The sequence below is a fragment of the Bradyrhizobium semiaridum genome (assembly GCF_020329505.1).
Taxonomy (GTDB): domain Bacteria; phylum Pseudomonadota; class Alphaproteobacteria; order Rhizobiales; family Xanthobacteraceae; genus Bradyrhizobium; species Bradyrhizobium semiaridum.
On sequence record NZ_JAGKJJ010000032.1, the window covers coordinates 37649 to 54431 of the forward strand.

At 63.1% G+C, this 16783-nt stretch carries 10 protein-coding genes; 2 read left to right on the forward strand and 8 right to left on the reverse strand.

Annotated elements, in window-relative coordinates; translation table 11 throughout:
* Positions 1–305: 305 nt before the first annotated feature.
* Positions 306–1256 carry a polysaccharide pyruvyl transferase family protein gene (locus J6500_RS27120; protein WP_225715772.1) on the reverse strand — a complete coding sequence of 317 codons (951 nt, stop codon included), beginning with the start codon at positions 1254–1256 and terminating at the stop codon, positions 306–308.
* Positions 1257–1273: 17 nt separating this feature from the next.
* On the opposite strand from J6500_RS27120, the gene J6500_RS27125 reads away from it, so the two are divergent.
* Entirely contained in the window at positions 1274–2746 is a 1473-nt protein-coding gene (locus J6500_RS27125) for a lipopolysaccharide biosynthesis protein (RefSeq protein ID WP_225715763.1), read from the forward strand.
* On the opposite strand, the gene J6500_RS27130 is transcribed toward J6500_RS27125, so the two are convergent.
* The 7 genes from J6500_RS27130 to J6500_RS27160 form a co-directional block, all read right to left on the reverse strand.
* A complete protein-coding gene (locus J6500_RS27130) occupies positions 2743–3885 on the reverse strand; it encodes an acyltransferase family protein (protein WP_225715764.1) in 1143 nt (380 codons plus the stop codon). The two genes, J6500_RS27125 and J6500_RS27130, sit on opposite strands and share 4 nt — an antisense overlap.
* A 282-nt stretch (positions 3886–4167) precedes the next feature.
* Positions 4168–8580 carry an RHS repeat domain-containing protein gene (locus J6500_RS27135; protein WP_225715765.1) on the reverse strand — a complete coding sequence of 1471 codons (4413 nt, stop codon included), beginning with the start codon at positions 8578–8580 and terminating at the stop codon, positions 4168–4170.
* 600 nt (positions 8581–9180) lie between these two features.
* Complete coding sequence (locus tag J6500_RS27140; RefSeq protein ID WP_225715766.1) at positions 9181–10578, reverse strand: polysaccharide biosynthesis protein; 1398 nt, start codon at positions 10576–10578, stop codon at positions 9181–9183.
* Between the two features lie 51 nt (positions 10579–10629).
* Positions 10630–11868 carry a glycosyltransferase family 4 protein gene (locus tag J6500_RS27145; RefSeq protein WP_225715767.1) on the reverse strand — a complete coding sequence of 413 codons (1239 nt, stop codon included), beginning with the start codon at positions 11866–11868 and terminating at the stop codon, positions 10630–10632.
* Between the two features lie 87 nt (positions 11869–11955).
* Positions 11956–13305: a hypothetical protein gene (locus tag J6500_RS27150; RefSeq protein ID WP_225715768.1), complete on the reverse strand. Its 1350-nt coding sequence runs from the start codon at positions 13303–13305 to the stop codon at positions 11956–11958.
* A 107-nt stretch (positions 13306–13412) separates the two neighbouring features.
* The gene (locus J6500_RS27155) at positions 13413–14579 is read right to left on the reverse strand and encodes a glycosyltransferase (protein ID WP_225715769.1); all 1167 of its coding nucleotides are present in this window, start codon (positions 14577–14579) and stop codon (positions 13413–13415) included.
* A 321-nt stretch (positions 14580–14900) separates the two neighbouring features.
* Positions 14901–16016: a glycosyltransferase family 4 protein gene (locus J6500_RS27160; protein WP_225715770.1), complete on the reverse strand. Its 1116-nt coding sequence runs from the start codon at positions 16014–16016 to the stop codon at positions 14901–14903.
* Between the two features lie 482 nt (positions 16017–16498).
* Between J6500_RS27160 and J6500_RS27165 the strand changes: the two genes are divergently transcribed.
* The coding region (locus J6500_RS27165; protein WP_249781398.1) for a sugar phosphate nucleotidyltransferase at positions 16499–16783 on the forward strand (285 nt) is incomplete at its 3' end.

The window sequence follows — 16783 nt, forward strand, 5'->3', positions numbered from 1 at the left end:
GCTTCTCCCGACGGTGGAGCTGGAGTCTTCAGGCGCTACTGGAGAGGCAAACGATCAATGCAACAACGAAGTATCGCGCGCCAGAAAAGCGCTGCGCTGCCGGTCAGGAGTCGTAAGTGCAGAGCGCAACGAATTCGCACCTCGCTCTGTGTCGGGCGCTACGCAAAGCGGCGCGCGACATCGGCAGCGGCGCCGACTATCCGTTCGTGCGTGTCTTTTGAATGGCGCAGATCAATCGCTCGCGCGGAAAATTTTCGGCGCGAGTGCGATAACAGGATGGTGGACTTCGAGTTGTAAGCCCGGTGTCAGCTTCTGCTCCAGAGATCGACAGGGAATGCGTCGATCAATGGCTGATGACTAAACTTCGGGCGAGCTGCGCCGCCCATCTCCTTGCCTTGTTCGATGCTGGTCGCGAACTCGACATCGAAGCGTCCGGTGCCCTCATAGTAGTCGCGATACTTGAACTCGGCTTCGGCGTTACTCAACCTGACGTAGCGCGCGGGGATGCCATAGGCCTCGGCGACGATGATGCCGTGCAGCGAGCTCGCCAGCACGAACTCCGCCTCGAGGATGGCCTCGATCCGACGATTCCACGAGCCGAGCGGCGTGATGATGTTGGCTGCATCGGGATCGAACAGGCGGATGTCGTGCAAATTGGGCACGAACGCCCACGGCACCTTCGCGCGCGGCTGGAAGCGGCCGGGAAACAGATGCGGCAACAGCAATGCGGGGTCGCCGAACACCTCGGGCACCGATTGTCCGCGGCGCTGCAGGATCTCCCTTGTGCGCGGGCCGCGCACCGCGCGGACGTCGAGATGCGTCACCGACGGGTGCAGGTCCTTCTGGCCTTCGCGGCCGTTCAGTCCCGAGCCCCAGATGACGTCGCCGTTGCGCGCATAATGCAGGATCGACCCGATCGCGAGCATGCGCGCGCTGCGCGAAGTTTCATCGGCGCGGGTGTAGCCGAACTGTCGCAAACACTGGTCGACGACCACCGCGGACAAGAAATCGCCGAAGTTTACGGTTCCGTCGTCCGGCTCCCAGAAGAACAGTTCGACGTGCGGATATGGAAGCGGATACGCATAGTCATAGCCGAGCTTCCTGATCAATTTTCGGAAGTCGTGTCGAAAGTTCATGCAGCGTTGTGTCCCAGATGGTAGGGTACCGATAGTGTCATTCCTGCGTCGAGGCAAGGCGACTGTTGGTCGTATCGGGGCGTTCTGGTGGAGTTGGTGTGGCAGCCCGTGTCTGAACATATCCGGCAAGTTTGACCTTGAACCAACAGATTCCTATCAAGCCGCGCTCGATCGTGTCGGGCGTCATCTGGTCGACGATCGACTCCGCGGTCGCGCAGGCGCTGACGCTCGCCATCTACGTCATCATGGCGCGGCTGCTGTCGCCGCAGATCCTCGGCATCGTGGCGAGCGGCGCGCTGGCGCTGGACTTCTGCCGCGCCGTGCTGATCGAGAGCATCGCGGTCGCGGTGCAGGCGCGCGCGCAGCCCAAGGACGAGGACTACAACGCCTCGTTCTGGCTGATCGCGGGATTCTCGCTGCTTGCCGCCGCCCTGCTGTTCGCCTCCAGCAATGCGCTTGAGCGCTATTCGGGCCTGCATGACCTGTCTCTCGTCCTGAAGGGGTTCTGCATCGTGGTCGCGGTGCAGGGCCTGTCGCGCACGCACGAAGCATGGTTGACGCGCAACCAGCAGTTTCGTTCGCTGGCGATGCGCTCGATGCTCTCGATCTCGATCGGTGGCGCAGTCGGCATCGGTCTTGCCAGCCAGGGCTATGGCGTGCTGGCGCTGGTCGGACAGCTGGTGACGACATCGCTGACCTCGCTGGTCAGCCTGTGGTCGCTGACGCCGTGGCGTCCGGGTTTCCGGTTCAGCCGGCACACCGCCTATGAGCTGCTGCGCTATGCACGCTATGTGGCGCTCACCGGCGTCACGAACTTTGCCAATGCCAATTCGGACCTGATCTTCGTCACCTGGTACACCGGCGCCGCGGGCGCCGGCTTCTACAGCCTCGCCAAGCGGCTGGTGAATGCCGTCAGCACGGTGATCGGCAATGCGCTCAACCGGGTGTTTTTTGCGACCGTCGCCGGCCTGCAGCACGACCGCAGCGCGTCGGCGGCGACGCTGCTCGATTTCGTGATGTATACCTCGCTGCTGACGGCGCCGATCTTTGTCGGGATTGCTGCGCTGTCGCCGGACCTCATCCTCGCCTTCTTCGGCGCCAAATGGCAGGAATCGGCGCCGCTGCTGTCGATCATGTCGGTGACGGGATTTCTCACCACCATCGGGCTCTACAATCACTCGGTGATCCTGGCGTTCGGCAAGCCGCACTGGCAGACCTGGCTGACCCTCATCTACGCGGTCTCCAACATCGCGATCTTCATCGTCGCCGCGCCGTTCGGGCTGGTCGCAATCGCGGTGGGCTATGTGGTGCGCGCACTGTTGCTGTATCCCTTGTCCGCCGGCGCCTCGATCCGCATTCTCGCGCTTCCGGTGAAGCGATATGCTGCGGCGCTGCTGCCGGCCTTCACGGGCTCCGCGGTGATGGCGGCCGCGGTGGTGACCGCGTCCTACGCGCTGCCGCCGGCGTCGCCCTGGCTGCGGCTTGCGGTGCTCACCGTCCTCGGCGCCGTCGTCTATCTCGCCGTCGTCCTTCTGGTGGCGCGTCCCGCGGTGAAGCAGGTGTGGCATCAGATCATGAGCCGTATCCGACGCTCCGCCCGAGCCGACTAACCGGCGCTCGCCGTCTGTCCGCGCTCGCCGAGCTCGAGCACCTCGCCGCTGGCGGGGCGGAGTGTCGCTGCCGGCTTGTCGGCCGCCGGAGCGAGACGGTTGAGCAGCTTGCGTGCCGGGTTCTCGACAAAAGTGTAGGTGACGTCGGCCGCAATCGTCAGCACGACGCAACAGCCCAGCGCGAACAGTGCAAATGCACCCGGCTGCAGGCCGAGATAATTCCAGGCCGGCTTGAACAGCAGGATCAGCAGCAATTCGTGCAGCATATAAATCGCATAAGACGTGTTGCCCAGGCGGCCGAGCCAGGCCGATCCGGGAAACCGCTTGAACGCGCTTTCGCCGACCGCAGTGCATAGGATCGCGAGCGAGAACAGAATGATCGCAAGATCGGGCTTGGCGAAGACGTTGAGGATCACGACCGAGAGTCCGAACAGCGCGATGCCCGCGATCGCGACCGGCTTCTTGCGGTAGGGGCCGGACAGCTTGAACAGGATCGCGAGCAGGATGCCGTTCAGGAAGCTCGGCAGCGCGCGCAGCATGCCATAGTCGAAATTCGCGCCGTACATCTGCGAGCGCTCGGCCCAGATCGGCAGGAAACCGTGCGCAAGGATGCCATAGCTCGCCGCGACGATGATCGCGAGCACGATCGGACGCACCGACGTGGCCAGCGCCATCATCAGCGGGAACAGAAGGTAGCAGAACAGCTCGGCGCTGATCGACCAGGATGGCGAGTTGAAGCTCAAATGGTCGGTGACGCCCCAGGCCTGCACCAGGAACAGGTTGTAGAGGAAGTCGGTGAGGCCGGAATGCGCGGTCGGGCCCGCGATCCCGATGAAGGCGAGGCCCGCGAAGGCCAGCAGCGTCAACAGATGCAGCGGATAGATCCGCGCGATGCGCCGGACCAGGAAGCGGGCATAGGAGCGGATGCCGGTCGATGTCGACGGATAGGAGTAGGAGATCACGAAGCCGGACAGGATGAAGAACATGTCGACGAACAGGCCGTAGGACCCGTTCCAGGCCGGCGAAATGCCCTTGTCGATGTTCTTCAGATGAAAGATGAAGACGCCGAGCGCGGCGACGAAGCGGTAGAAATCGAGAACGACGAATCGTCTTGGCTCAGTGGCTTCCATGTCGGGCATCAAGTCTCGTGCGGCGGATGTTTTTCTTTAGAGACCGATTGTGACACAAGTTCGCGGCTCTGGATCGCGCGGCGCAAATCAAGGTGATGCCGCGCCGGAACTGCGAACCGGTCCGTTCGCATCACGCTACGGTTCAAATCGCGCGGAATAAAGATTGTTTATCGCGCATCCGCGCCTCGCCATGAGGCAGGCGCCCAATAATTGATCGGATGACCGGAACGAGGCCTTGCCCGTTCCGGTCATCCGTATTGTTGATGCAGTCTCGCCAACAATCCGCCGTCTTCAGACGAAGAGGAAGTCGTGGCTGGTCAGGCTGGCGACGTTGATGTTCTTCAGCAGGATCGAATCGTCGGCCGAGATTGTCACCATCGCATCAGTGCCGGCCTGCGTGATTTGCAGATGGCTGTAATCCGTGACCAGCGCCTTGGAGATCTCGATGATGTCATGGGTCGAGGCATCGCCGGCCTGGAAGTTGAAGACCTGGTCGTGGCCGCGATCGAACAGAACCGTGGTCGATGCTGGCGTCGCCGAGAACACGTCATTGCCGCTGCCGCCCTGCAGGGTGACGCCTGACGCCACCGCGGTGACGTTGTGGACGCCGCTCGTATTGTAATCGTCGAAGAATTGCAGCTGATTCGACGAATTGTAGTTCTCGTGCTGGGTCAGACCCTGCTGCCCGTTGAAGTTGAACAGGAACACGTCCCGCGTGCCGTCGGCGTTGTTGGCGACTTCCTGGGTCTTGTTACCGACGCTGTCGTAGTAGTCGGTCAGCTTGCTGCCGTCGCTGTTGATGACCTGCTGGTAGTCCAGCGTGCCGTCGGCGTGGGTCCGGTCAATCTCCGTCAGGTTGCCGGCCGCATCGAGATGCTGATGCTGTGTCGTGTAGGTCTGGCCGGTGATGTTGTAGCGGTAGTTGTCCTGGCTGCCGTCGGCATTGTGGATGTAGGCGGCCGTCGCAATGCCGTTGGTGTAGGAGGTGGTCGAATTGTAGCCGTCGGCCTTCTGCACCACCTCGCTGGTGATGACGCCCGACGTGTCGTACCAGTCCGTGGTCTTGGTGCCGTCGGGGGTCTGCACCAGCTTGAAGGCGAGGCTGTCATCGGCATGAGTACGCACGATGCTGGTCAGGAACCCGGTCGTGTCGTAGCTGTCGTGCTCGTTGGCGTAGGTCTGACCGGCAATGTTGGAGAGATAGACGTCGCGCGAACCGTCGGCATGGTAGTCGGTCTCGGTGGTCTTGACGCCGGCCGCATTGTAGTTGGTCACGACGCTGCTGCCGTCGGGATTGACGACCTGGGTGTAGTCCAGACTGCCGTCGGCGTGATGGCGGTCGACCTCGGTGACCTTGCCGGTCGGATCGATGTGCTGGTGCTGGCTGGTGTAGGTCTGCCCGGTGATGTGGTAGGAATAGTTGTCCTGGCTCATGTCGGCGTTGGTGACGTACACATTCATGATCTCGCCGCCGCTATATTGCGTGGTCGAGGTGTAGCCGTTGGACTTCTGCACCGTCTCGCTGGTGAGATTGCCCGTGGCGTCATACCAGTCGGTGGTCTTGTTGCCGTCGCTGGTCTGCACCAGCTTGAAGGCGAGGCTGCCGTCGGCATGGCTGCGCACCAGCGTGGTCAGGAAACCGGTCGCATCATAGGTGTCGTGCTCGGTCGTATAGTTCTGACCGGTGATGTTGTAGGTGTAGACGTCCTTTGACTTGTCGGCGTGATAGTCGGTCTGCGTCATCTTCACGCCGCTCGCATTGTAGGTCGCGATCGTGCTGCTGCCGTCTGGATTGATGACCTGGGTATAGTCCAGCGAGCCGTCGGCGTGGGTGCGGGTCAACGCCGTCACCTTGCCCGACGCATCGATGTGCTGGTGCTGCGTGGTGTAGCTCTGGCCGGTGATGTTGTAGGACCAGTTGTCCTGGCTGCCGTCGGCGTTGTGGATGTAGGCCGCGGTCTTCACGCCGTTGCTGTAGGTCGTCGTCGAGTTGTGGCCATCGGCCATCTGCACCACCTCGCTGGTCAGATTGCCTGACGCATCGTACCAGTCGGTGGTCTTGCTGCCGTCCTTGGTCTGGATCAGCTTGAAGGCGAGGCTGCCGTCGGCATGCCGGCGCACCAGCGTGGTGAGGAAGCCGCTCGCATCGTAGATGTCGTGCTCGGTCGTGTAGGTCTGGCCGGTGATGTTGTAGGTCCAGACGTCCCGCGAGCCGTCGGCGTGGCGGTCGGTCTCCGACATCTTGACGCCGCTGGCATTGTAATAGGCCACTGCGCTGCTGCCGTCGCTGTTGTAGACCTGCGTCGAGTCGAGCGAGCCGTCGGCGTGGGTGCGGGTCACTGCGGTGACCTTGCCGGACGGATCGATATGCTGATGCTGCGTGGTATAGCTCTGGCCGGTGACGTTGTAGGACCAATTGTCCTGGCTGCCATCGGCGTTGTGGATATAGGCCGCGGTCTTCACACCGTTGCTGTACGTCGTCGTTGAGTTGTAGCCATTGGCCATCTGCACCACTTCGCTGGTGATGACGCCCTTGGCGTCGTACCAGTCGCTGGTCTTGGTGCCGTCCTTGGTCTGCACCAGCTTGAAGGCGAGGCTGCCGTCGGCGTGCCGGCGCGCGATCGTGGTGAGGAAGCCGGTCGAGTCGTAGATATCGTGCTCGGTCGTGTAGTTCTGGCCGGTGATGTTGTAGGTCCAGACGTCCTTGCTCTTGTCGGCGTGGTAGTCGGTCTCGACCTGCTTGACGCCCGCGGCGTTGTAGGTGGTGATGACGCTGCTGCCGTCGCTGTTGTAGACCTGCGTGGAGTCGAGCGAGCCGTCGGCGTGAGTGCGGGTCACCGAAGTGATTTTGCCGGTCGCGTCGACGTGCTGAACCTGCGTGGTGTAGCTCTGGCCGGTGACGTTATAGGTGGTGTTGTCTTGGCTGCCGTCGGCGTTCTTGACATAGGCCTGGGTCTTCACGCCGTTGCTGTAAAGCGTGGTCGAGTAGTAGCCGTTCGGCTTCTGCACCACCTCCTTAGTGACGACGCCCGCCGTATTGTAGCTGTCGGTGGTGCGGGTGCCGTCGGTGGCGACGTGGATGAAACTGGACTTCACGCCGTTGGTATAGCTGATCGCATCCGAGGAGCCGTCGGTATACGTGATGTTGGTCGTCATCGGCTGGCCGTGGCTGTCCAGGCCGGTGTTCGACGTCGACGTCAGCTTTCCGGTCGAATCGTAGCTGCGGGTCTGGGTCCAGTTGGTGGACTCATTGGTCACCGAGAACGAGTAGCCGCCCTGGATCGCCGCCAAGGCCTTGCCGTAGTGCGAGATGATGTAGTTCATCGTCGATGTCGAAGCGACGGGCAGCACATGCGTGTCCGTCAGCGTGATCGACTGCAGCGCGCTCGCATCATTGAGCTCGGAGAGCTGCGGCACGATCTCGGCGGCGGTGCCGCTGACAGCGGTCGGGTTGGGCGGCGACGTCGGCGTGGTGTCAGGTGCGTCGATCTCGATGATGATCGGATGATCGCTGACCGGAATCGTGAGGGTGCTGACGTCGGTATAGGTCGCGATCGGCGTGGTTCCGCCCATCGTATCGTAGACGTTGACGGAATGATGCACGCCGCCGAGATTGACGGTGACAGTCTGCGTCGGATTCGAGATTTCTGTGTCGGTCGCATCGTTCCACAGCCGCGGCTCGGCCCAGACAACCAGGTCATAGGTGCCGTTGCTCTTGCCGAGCACCATGCTGTTCCCGGTCGAGGGCATACCAGTCAGCGAATAGTTCAGCGGGTCGGTCGGCTGATGGCCGCCGGTGCCATCGTCAGCCAGGATGGTCGTCAGATTGTGGATCGCGGTCGCCGCGAGCTTCGGCGTTCCATCGGAGTTGAATAGGCCATAATTGTTTTCGGGGTTGGTGTCGCTCGCGGCCGAGTTGCGGTCGAACAGCTCGTAGAGATAGGTCGAGGAGACGCCGGCCTTGTAGGCATCGACCAGTGTGTTGAGGATCGACTTTGCCTGCACGGTCTGGTCGACGCCGAGATAGGTCGTGTTTTCCTGCGTGGTGTAGCCGGTCTCGGTGATGACCACGGGCTTGCCGGCCGCGGCCGACTTGACCGCCGCCAGTGTTGCGGCCAGCGAGTCTTCCGGGTTGGTGCCGGTGCTGACATAGGCGTGGGCGTTGGTGTAGTCGGTCGAGCCCGACATGTCGCCGAGCTGCTTGTAGCCCTGCGGGTCGTTGTAGGCGAGCGAGAGATTGTAGACGGGAATGCTGGCGAGGCTGCTGTCGGCCTTGACCGCCGCGTAGAGCGCGCTCTGGAACTGCGCGGCGGCGCTGAGGCTCGAACTGCCATTATATGAGAACGGCTGATGATTGGCCTCGTTCAACCCTTCGATCGCGGTGATGCTGCCGGGATTCTCCGCAAGGAACTTCTCCAGCGATGCCAGGTATTTCTGCAGCCCCGCGCTGCCCGAGGACGGAAGCGCCGACGACACGATGAAATCGAACGTATAGCCCGCTTCCGCGAGGCCTTCCACGACGGGCGCCGCTGCGGGACTTGTGGCCATCGCATCGCGCAGATGCGTGACGCCGAGATATTTGAGGTCGTCGGTCATCATCGCGAGATTGTTGTAGCCACCCCACGCGAATCCGGCGTGCGTGTTCACGCCGATGGAGTTGATGAAGCCGCTAGCGGAGAGGACGGTCTGGTCGGATGTCGACATTGCATGCTCGATTTTGGAGGCGAACGGAATTGTCCGCTGGCTTAGTGGTGAAGCGTCTACTTTGGGTATGAATTTCAGATAAAAATCGAAGCAGACGAGATCGGGCCCGGAAGTTCCGTCGAGGAACTTTGCTGCCGCCGCCATTGCGCGATGCGCGCATTCATCACGAAGCACGATGGCGTGACGAAGGCGCTTTCGAGAATTCTTGCGCTGAGGATCGCGATTGCCGAAAATCTGCGCAGGCGGCTTACGAATTCACTCGCATAACAGCTACGCTTGCTGCTGTTTTATCTGTTCTTCACGACAGGCGAGTGATCGCGTCGCGCGTTCGACGTTCGAATTGATCTATCATCTCGCGCGCGCCGCGAATGTGCTTCCGCAATTCTACGGATAGACGAAACGCCAATGCGGCGACGAAAAATTTTTATGCGCGGATTGTCGCATCGAGCAGTGGAGGTCGACGCGATTCTCTCGTTCGGAAGAGTAGTGTACGTCAGTACAATCTTTGATTGAAGTGCGGTTATGGTTCCGTCTGACAGGAATTCTTAACCAGCGCGCACGGTCACGTGCACAACACGGTCGCGTGCACAAGCCATTGCCTTACGTCCGATTGCGACGGGCCAGCATCAGGAAGTCGCCGCGCCAGGCGACGATCGCCGTCAGCAGTCCGGCGACGGCGATCTTGCCCGTAAGCCAGTATGCCGGCAGCGACGGCAGGGCGGCGAGCGAGGCGATCAGGGCCCCGGCGACGGCAGCCTCGGTCGCCAGCCGCCAGCGCAGCAGGGCGCGGAACCTGATGATCGGGCCGAGCGCGAAGAGCAGGGTGAACGCGGTCGCAATCGCCGCACAGGCAACCGAAGCGACCGGCGACAGGCCGATCCGGCTTGCGATCGCCGTGCTCATCACGACGAGCGTGAGCTGTCCCGCGGCGACGGCGACAAGCCGGACCGCCAGCTTCTCCAGATGCGGAACGACGGCCGCGGTGGCTTGCAGGTGGGTGTGCAGGAAACAAAACAACGCCACGACCGGCGCTGTCGCCTGGAACCCGGCCTGGCTGGCCAGCGGCAACAGGAGGCGACCCGCGTCCGGCATGAATCCGATCAGTCCGCCGAGCAGCACGAGCGTCGTGCAGACCATGAAGTCGAACATCCGGCCGGTGGTCTGCCGCGCCTTGAGCTCGCCGCCATGTTCGAAGTCGCGGACCACATCCGGATAGCTGACGGTGTGGATCGCCGCATTGAGCACCCAGAACGGACGTTGCAGCAGATCGAGCGCGACCGAGAAGCCGGCGCCGGCGTCAGTCGCGCCGAGCCTGCCGATCACGATGAAGCGAAGCATCACCGGGACCGACAGATGCACCACGGAGGCGCCGGCCGCGAGCATGCCGTAGCGGCAGAACTCGGCCCAATGCGACAGCATGATCCGCAACGATACGATCTGCAGCGGCGTGCGATGGGCGATCATGCCGACGAGGAGGCCGATGGCATGGCCGGCGGCGACGCCGAGCAGCGTCGCCTGCGCGCTGCCGCCGACCAGCGCGCCGGTGACGGCTCCGCCCAGCACGGCGCTCGCCCGCAGCGCCATCAGGAAGGAGGCCGTGCCGAGGCCGTCCGACAGGCGGATCGCCAGGAAGTAGAGATCGGTGACGCCCTGCAGCACCGCGATGGCCAGCCCGATCACGACGACCTCGCGCGCGAGCGAGCTGAACAATGAGGCGCCGCCGCCGACGGCAACCAGTGCCACCGCGCTCAAGCCCCCAGCGGCGAACAGCGATGCGCGTAGTCGTGCGGCTTCAGCTTCCTTCGCCGCCGCCAGGAAGCGCAGCCCGGCGAGTTGCAGCCATTCGAACATGAAGACGCAGAGCAGCTGGCTCGATGCCAGCGCCAGCGAGAAGTTGGTGTAATCGGCGGCCGGCAGCAGATGGCTGCCCGCGAAGATCAGGACGATCGCGAGCAGGCTCTGGTAGACGTAGCCGGCAATGGCGAAGAGGCGGATCATGTCGGCCCTGAAGGTGCTTCGCCGCAGCTTCCGGCGGCCGGTCGAGCGATCTCAGCCGGCGCGCAGCGACATCGCGGATTCGGGCATCGCCGATCCTGCCTCGCACAGGCGGTCGTACAGTTTCCTGTATTCGGTGACGACGTCGGCAAACGTCCACACATTGGTCGCGTTGATCAGCCGCTCGCTGATCTCGACGATTTTTTGCGGATCGGCCGCGATGGCGCGCATGCTGGTCGCCAGCGATTCCGGATCGGGATCGGTCAGCCAGCCGGTGACGCCGTGCTCGATTGCTTCCGGCATGCCGCCGAACGGTGTTCCGAGCAGCGGCCGGCCGGCGGCCTTGGCGTCGGCGACGACAAGCGGTCCCGGATCGTGCCAGATCGACGGTGCGACCACCACATCGACCGCGCGGTAGAAATCGTCGGGGGCGACGAAGCCCATGAACTCAACGCGCGCATCCGGCGCCAGCGCCCTGAGGCGCCGCTGCTCCGGCTCGCTGACGCGGCCGGCGATCAAGGTGCGGAAATTCTCGCGCGGCAGCATGGCGAGCGCGCGCATCAGATTCTCGATGCCCTTCTCCTCGGTCAGCCGGCCGATGAAGCCGAACGTGAGCTCGCCGGTGCAGACCGGGCGCGGGTGCGGCGTGGTCGGCGGTGCCGTCGAGGCGTTGTGGATCACGGTGCGGATCCGGGTGTCGGCGAACAGGCCGAGGTCGGTGTGGATCGAGAGCACGCGCTGGCTGACGCCGACCACGGCGCTGAGCCAGTGCGTGGCGCGGCGGCGATGATAGGTGAGCAGCTCGCAGGTCGGGCAGGTGTGCTCGCAGACCCGGCCGTCGGTGAACCGCGAGCAGCGCGGGCAAGTCAGGTAGTAATCGTGGATGGTGTGGATGACCGGAACGCCGAGCTGGGCGGCGACGCGCCAGATCGCGGTGGTCAGGCCGGACAGGTTGTTGGAGTGCAGGATGTCGGGCTTGAAGGTGCGGATGCGCTCGGCGACCATCGGCGCGAAGATCTGCCAATCCTCGACGCTGTGCCACAGGCTGCGCAGCGCGACATTGCGCTGCTCCGTGAACGGCAGGTAGACGTTGTGCACCGGTGCCGAGTAGACGTCGATGCCGTTGCAACGCTCAGGCTCCTGATTTGGCCCCGACGCGGCGCGGATCACCTCGACCTCGTCGCCATGGTCTCTCAGATCTTCGGCGAAGCGGCGGGCAAAGACTTCGGCGCCGCCGACCAGCTTCGGCGCTTTCGGTGTCGGGTAGAGCGAGGACGTCAAAAGAATCTTCATTGTCAATCTCTCTCGAGAATGCGTCCCGGCCAGCGCATTGCACGCCACCGGTCCAAGGTACGGACTCAGGCACTTTGCATCGACCAGCTACCGGGCTGGCCGCAATTCCAGGTCGGGTAGCGCACCGCCGACCGCGGTAATCAAAAGAGGCGTGCTCGAAACCGGCATCCAGCCGCCCGATGCGGGCTCGGCGGATGCTTCGCAGGGCGTCTCAAAGGTCGCGTTCGGGACATCGCCCTTCAGGCGGACCTCGTAGTGACGGCTTTGATCCTGGGTCCAGACCGCGACCCTATCGCCGTCGGCACTCGCGGCCTTGACGGCAACGACGTCGTTCCCAAGCTTCTTGGCTTCGGCCTTGACGCTGGAGCGAACGAAGGCCCAGGCGCCGCGTACCGCGCAGGCCGCAGGCTTAGGGCTGTTGTCGAAGTGATACAGACCGAAATTGTCCTCCAGCTCCGCCGGATTCTTGCCGCTGTCCTTGAGCTCGTAGATCGAGATGCCCTTCAGCCAGGACGCGGCCGTCGAGGCCCACAGGATCAACTGCGCCAGATTGTCGGCCTGCACCTGCTCGCTGACGCCGCATTTGGCTGAAGCCGTGGTCCAGCCGGCCTCGGTGACATAGATCGGAAAATCCGGCTTGCCGCTTGCCTGCGTCACCAATTGGCGAAACGCCTGCAGCCGTTCGATGATCTCCGCGGCCGTGCGCCGGGTCGGCGCCATGCAGAAATTGTAGAGATGGATCGAGATGCCGTCGGCATATTGCAGGACGCCGCTGCGGAGCATCTGCTGCGTCCAGGCGAAGCCCGGATCGTCGGCAATCGCGCCGACGACGAACTGCGCGTTCGGCGCAACGCGCTTCACCGCAGGCTGCGTCACCTTGGCCAGCGCGAGGTAGTTGTCAACCGAGAAACCGGCGGGATCCTTCTTCGCCGCGCCGTTCCACTCGTTCCAGAGCTCGAATACCGGCTGCTGCTGCGCCACCGATTGCGCGGCGGCCGCCGCGTAGTCGGCGAACCGCTTGCGCGCCTCGTCGGTGGTCGGCGGCATCGAGTTCGGAACGAGATGATGGCCGAATGCGAGGATCAGGAACGGACGCCCGACGCCCGACTTGATCTGTTGCTGGAGCCGGCCGAGCTGCGGCGTGAAGCCCATCCGCCGTCCCGGCAGCTCGAAATCCGACCACGGAAAATCGTCACGGAATGCGGTGAGGCCGAGCTGTCTGATCTGGTCGACGTTGACCGAGGGTACATAGCCGCGCGTGCTGACGGGGCCGCCCAGCCCCTGATGCGTGCCGACACCGAGGATGAAGCGCTGCTCCAGCGGCTGCTGCGGCTCGGCGCTTGCCGGCTGCGCGGCAACGCCGAGCGCGACGGCTATCGCCGCCAGTCGGCAGCCCGCGCCGCACGTCCGGAACGAGCTCGAGATTTTCGCGGTCATGTGCATATCGGCCAGCAAGCTTCGCCTAATCCTCTCAGTGCTTCGCAGCACGGCACCGCGTCGGCGTGACTTCCGTCCCGGTCGCCGCAAATGCTCGCGCGCCGCAGTTACAAAGTGTTGGACAGATTGGATTGCAGTGCGGTCTGCTGTTTAGACCGCGCGGGATCGCCCTGCAGGACCTCGATGTAGACCTGGCGCAGGCTGCGATGCGTCTTCTCGATGTCGTAGAGCTGCTTGAAACGATCGTAACCGCGCCGCCCGAGCACGCCCAGATCCGTCTCGAGCAGCCGCTTGAAGCCCGCGGCGAGCTGGGTGGCGGAGACCGGCTCGCAGAGCACGCCGGTCACGCCATCCTCGATGATCTCGGGCAGGGCGCCGATGCGGAAGGCGAGGATCGGCTTGGCCGCGCGCATCGCCTCCAGCGCGACGAGGCCAAATCCCTCCCATCGCGACGGGATGACGACGATATCGGCGGCATCGAGCTGCGCCTCGATTTGCTGCCGGTCGAGCCAGCCGAGCAGGGAGACGTTGGGCGGGACTTTCGATCGGTCGAACTTGCCGACCACCGCCGCCCCGACGATGCGGACATCCAGCACATCTTCGAGCGATCGCGCGGCGTCGAGCAGGAGATCGTAGCCCTTCTGCCGGTCGAGGCGGCCGATGAACAGCACCTTGGTCTTCTTGGTCGGCCAGTTCGCCGCGATCGTGCGCGGCTCCGGACGATTGCGCGAGATGCCGTTGTGCACGAGGCTCAGGCGATCGGCCGCAATGCCGGCGCGGACCGCCTCGGTGTGTTCGTCGCCGGAGATGCAGATGATTCGATCGGACGTGCGGGCCAGCGCGTTCTCGGCGAATTTCGCCACCCGATGGCTCAGTCGGCTGGTCTCACGCGAGAACGCCCAGCCATGCGGGCAATAGATCACGCGCGGACGGCGCGACCGCGCGGCCAGCGCCGGGCGCAGCACGAGTCCGGCGAAGGACGAATGCAGATGGACGATGTCCGGCTGCATGACATCGATTGCGTGCAGGGCCGCGCGCAGCATCTGAAACAGTCCCGTCACGCTGCGGCCGGAGCGGTCGAACGTGGTGATGTCGGCATCTTCGATGGCGACGAGGTCGGCGCGGTGATCGGACGGTACCACATAATGCACGTTGCTGGCACCAAAGCTCGCGCGCTGCTGTGGATGAAGCTCGTTCAGGTAGCTCGCGATGCCGCCCCGGATCGTTTCGGCGACGTGCAGAACCTTGATCGGTGGTGTGGTGAGACCTGACACGGTTGATCCTTCGCTAAGCCGAGCTCGATAAAGCTAAAGTGCATTTAGATGCGAAGCAATATTGTGGCCGCGATGTGATGTTCTTGGGCCATCATCTTTTGCCGCATCAATCACGACGGCTTCGTGAAAATGAGGCACATCAGCGCCGACTGTGACCGTTCGATGAGCGTATTGTGATGAAGGTGCGCGCAGGATGGTTATTGCGCGCCGCGATCTGCGGAACTCGTCGTTGCGTTCAATTTGGACGAATTCAATTGCAGATTGTTCGTGGTAATCGAATCATGCGCGCTGCCGCCTCGCGGCGACGCGGGCGCATGCCGCCTAGCTGCTACCTGCATGCACCGCTTTTGCGGGCGTTGGCGCCGACAGGAACTGCATCAAGGCTTCCGCGGACTTTTGCCACGAAAACGCCGCGATGCGTGCGCGCTGTCTGTTCCGCTCTTCGTCGCCGATCGCGCCGGCTGCCAGTCTTTCGAGCATGCGCTGGCGCAACTCGCCGACGTTGGTGGCATCAAAATAGGCAGCCGCATCGCCGCAGGTTTCGCGCACCGCGTCGGCGGTGGAGGCGATCACCGGACATCCGAACAGCATCGCTTCCAGCGGCGGCACGCCGAATCCCTCATAGAGACTCGGGAACACGAAGGCCAGGGCACGCGCATAAAGTGCGGCGATCTCGTTGTCGCTCAACCGGCCCGCGAGGATCACGCCCGGATCCGCCACGGTTGCCTTGCCCTGAAACACCTTGCTGTTGTCGCCGCCGACCACGACCAGCGGCACGTCGGGACGATTCAGCGTCCGCGCCGCCTCGATTGCCAAGGAAATATTTTTGTTCTTGGTCATGGAACCGACGCAAAGAAAATAGCGCTGAGGCGCGAGACCAAGTCGGTCGAGAATCGCGAAATCCGGCTTTGTGACGGCAAAGTGTTCGGCGCTGTTGGAGAATACAGGAATTTTCGCAACCGGTAGATTGAGCACGGCCGCCAGTTCACGGCGTGAGAAGTCGGACACCGTGGCGATGGTCGCGCGGCGGGCAAGCAGCCGATCGAGGCTGCGATGCACCGCCAGATAGCGCCAGCCGAAAAAGTCGGGCCGCCGAAACACCTGCGCGTCGTGAATGACCACGAGATGATTGGAATGCAGCACCGGTCCGGAATTCGCGAGGCTGATCAAGCGTCCGCCGGCGGCAGCGCGCGGAAGATCGACCTGATCCCAGGCGTGACCATTCAACTTGCCGATATTGCGAATCCTTATGGCATTCAGTGCGAGCTGCTCGCTGGCATCGAGCGGGGCAAGAACCGTCCATTCCGCGCCCTGAAGCGGCGCTGGCGCCGCTCCCGATGCCAGAAGCTGGTCCGCCGCCTTGACGATTTCCGCGGCATAGCGCTGCACGCCTGTCAGCTTTTGCGAGAGAAAGCGGCCGTTGATGAAAATCTTCAAGTCGTTGCCTCTTCGGATCGGTGCGTTGGGAAGCACATCGGGCCGGTGCGATCAATCGCCGTTTGCGTTGGCATGCAATTTCGATACACAGCCCTTGCGCGAAATTTGATCATCGGGTTGATCGATTCACAGTTTCACCAAATTGTTGTCGTGACCACGTGCGCAAACGCGTCTTTGGTTCGTGCCGCGCATGGCATCAAGCGCGCCCGAATGCTCGCTAGCGTGATCATGTTCGATGATCGCTGCACGGATCGGGCCATGGTGTTCACGCGCAGAGAGCAACCTTTGAGGCACAGAAATATGACGCGTGGAGAATGCCGTGCACTCGTCCTTGTTCGGTCACTTTCACAGGGATGAAGTGGTCGGCGTTTAAGACGTGCGCCGGCGGAACACGAGGTCGGTGGCTTGGTATCTCTCCTTGCATCACCTTGGCATCGTTCTTGCTCATCAGATCATGATTCACGACAGAACTTGAGGCATCGATGAACCGACGAATTATCCCCCTGATCATGTGCGGCGGCGCGGGCACCCGGCTGTGGCCGGCCTCGCGCGAGGTGCATCCGAAGCAGTTCCTGTCGCTGTTCGGGGCGCGCTCGACCTTCCAGGAGACGCTGCTGCGGGTGTCGGACGCGGCAACGTTCGAGCGGGCGATCGTGATCACCAACGAGGCCTACCGCTTCATGGTGCTGGAGCAGCTCGCCGAGATCGGGCTCGAGGCCGACGTGCTGCTGGAGCCGATGCGGCGCGATTCGGGACCGGCGATCGCC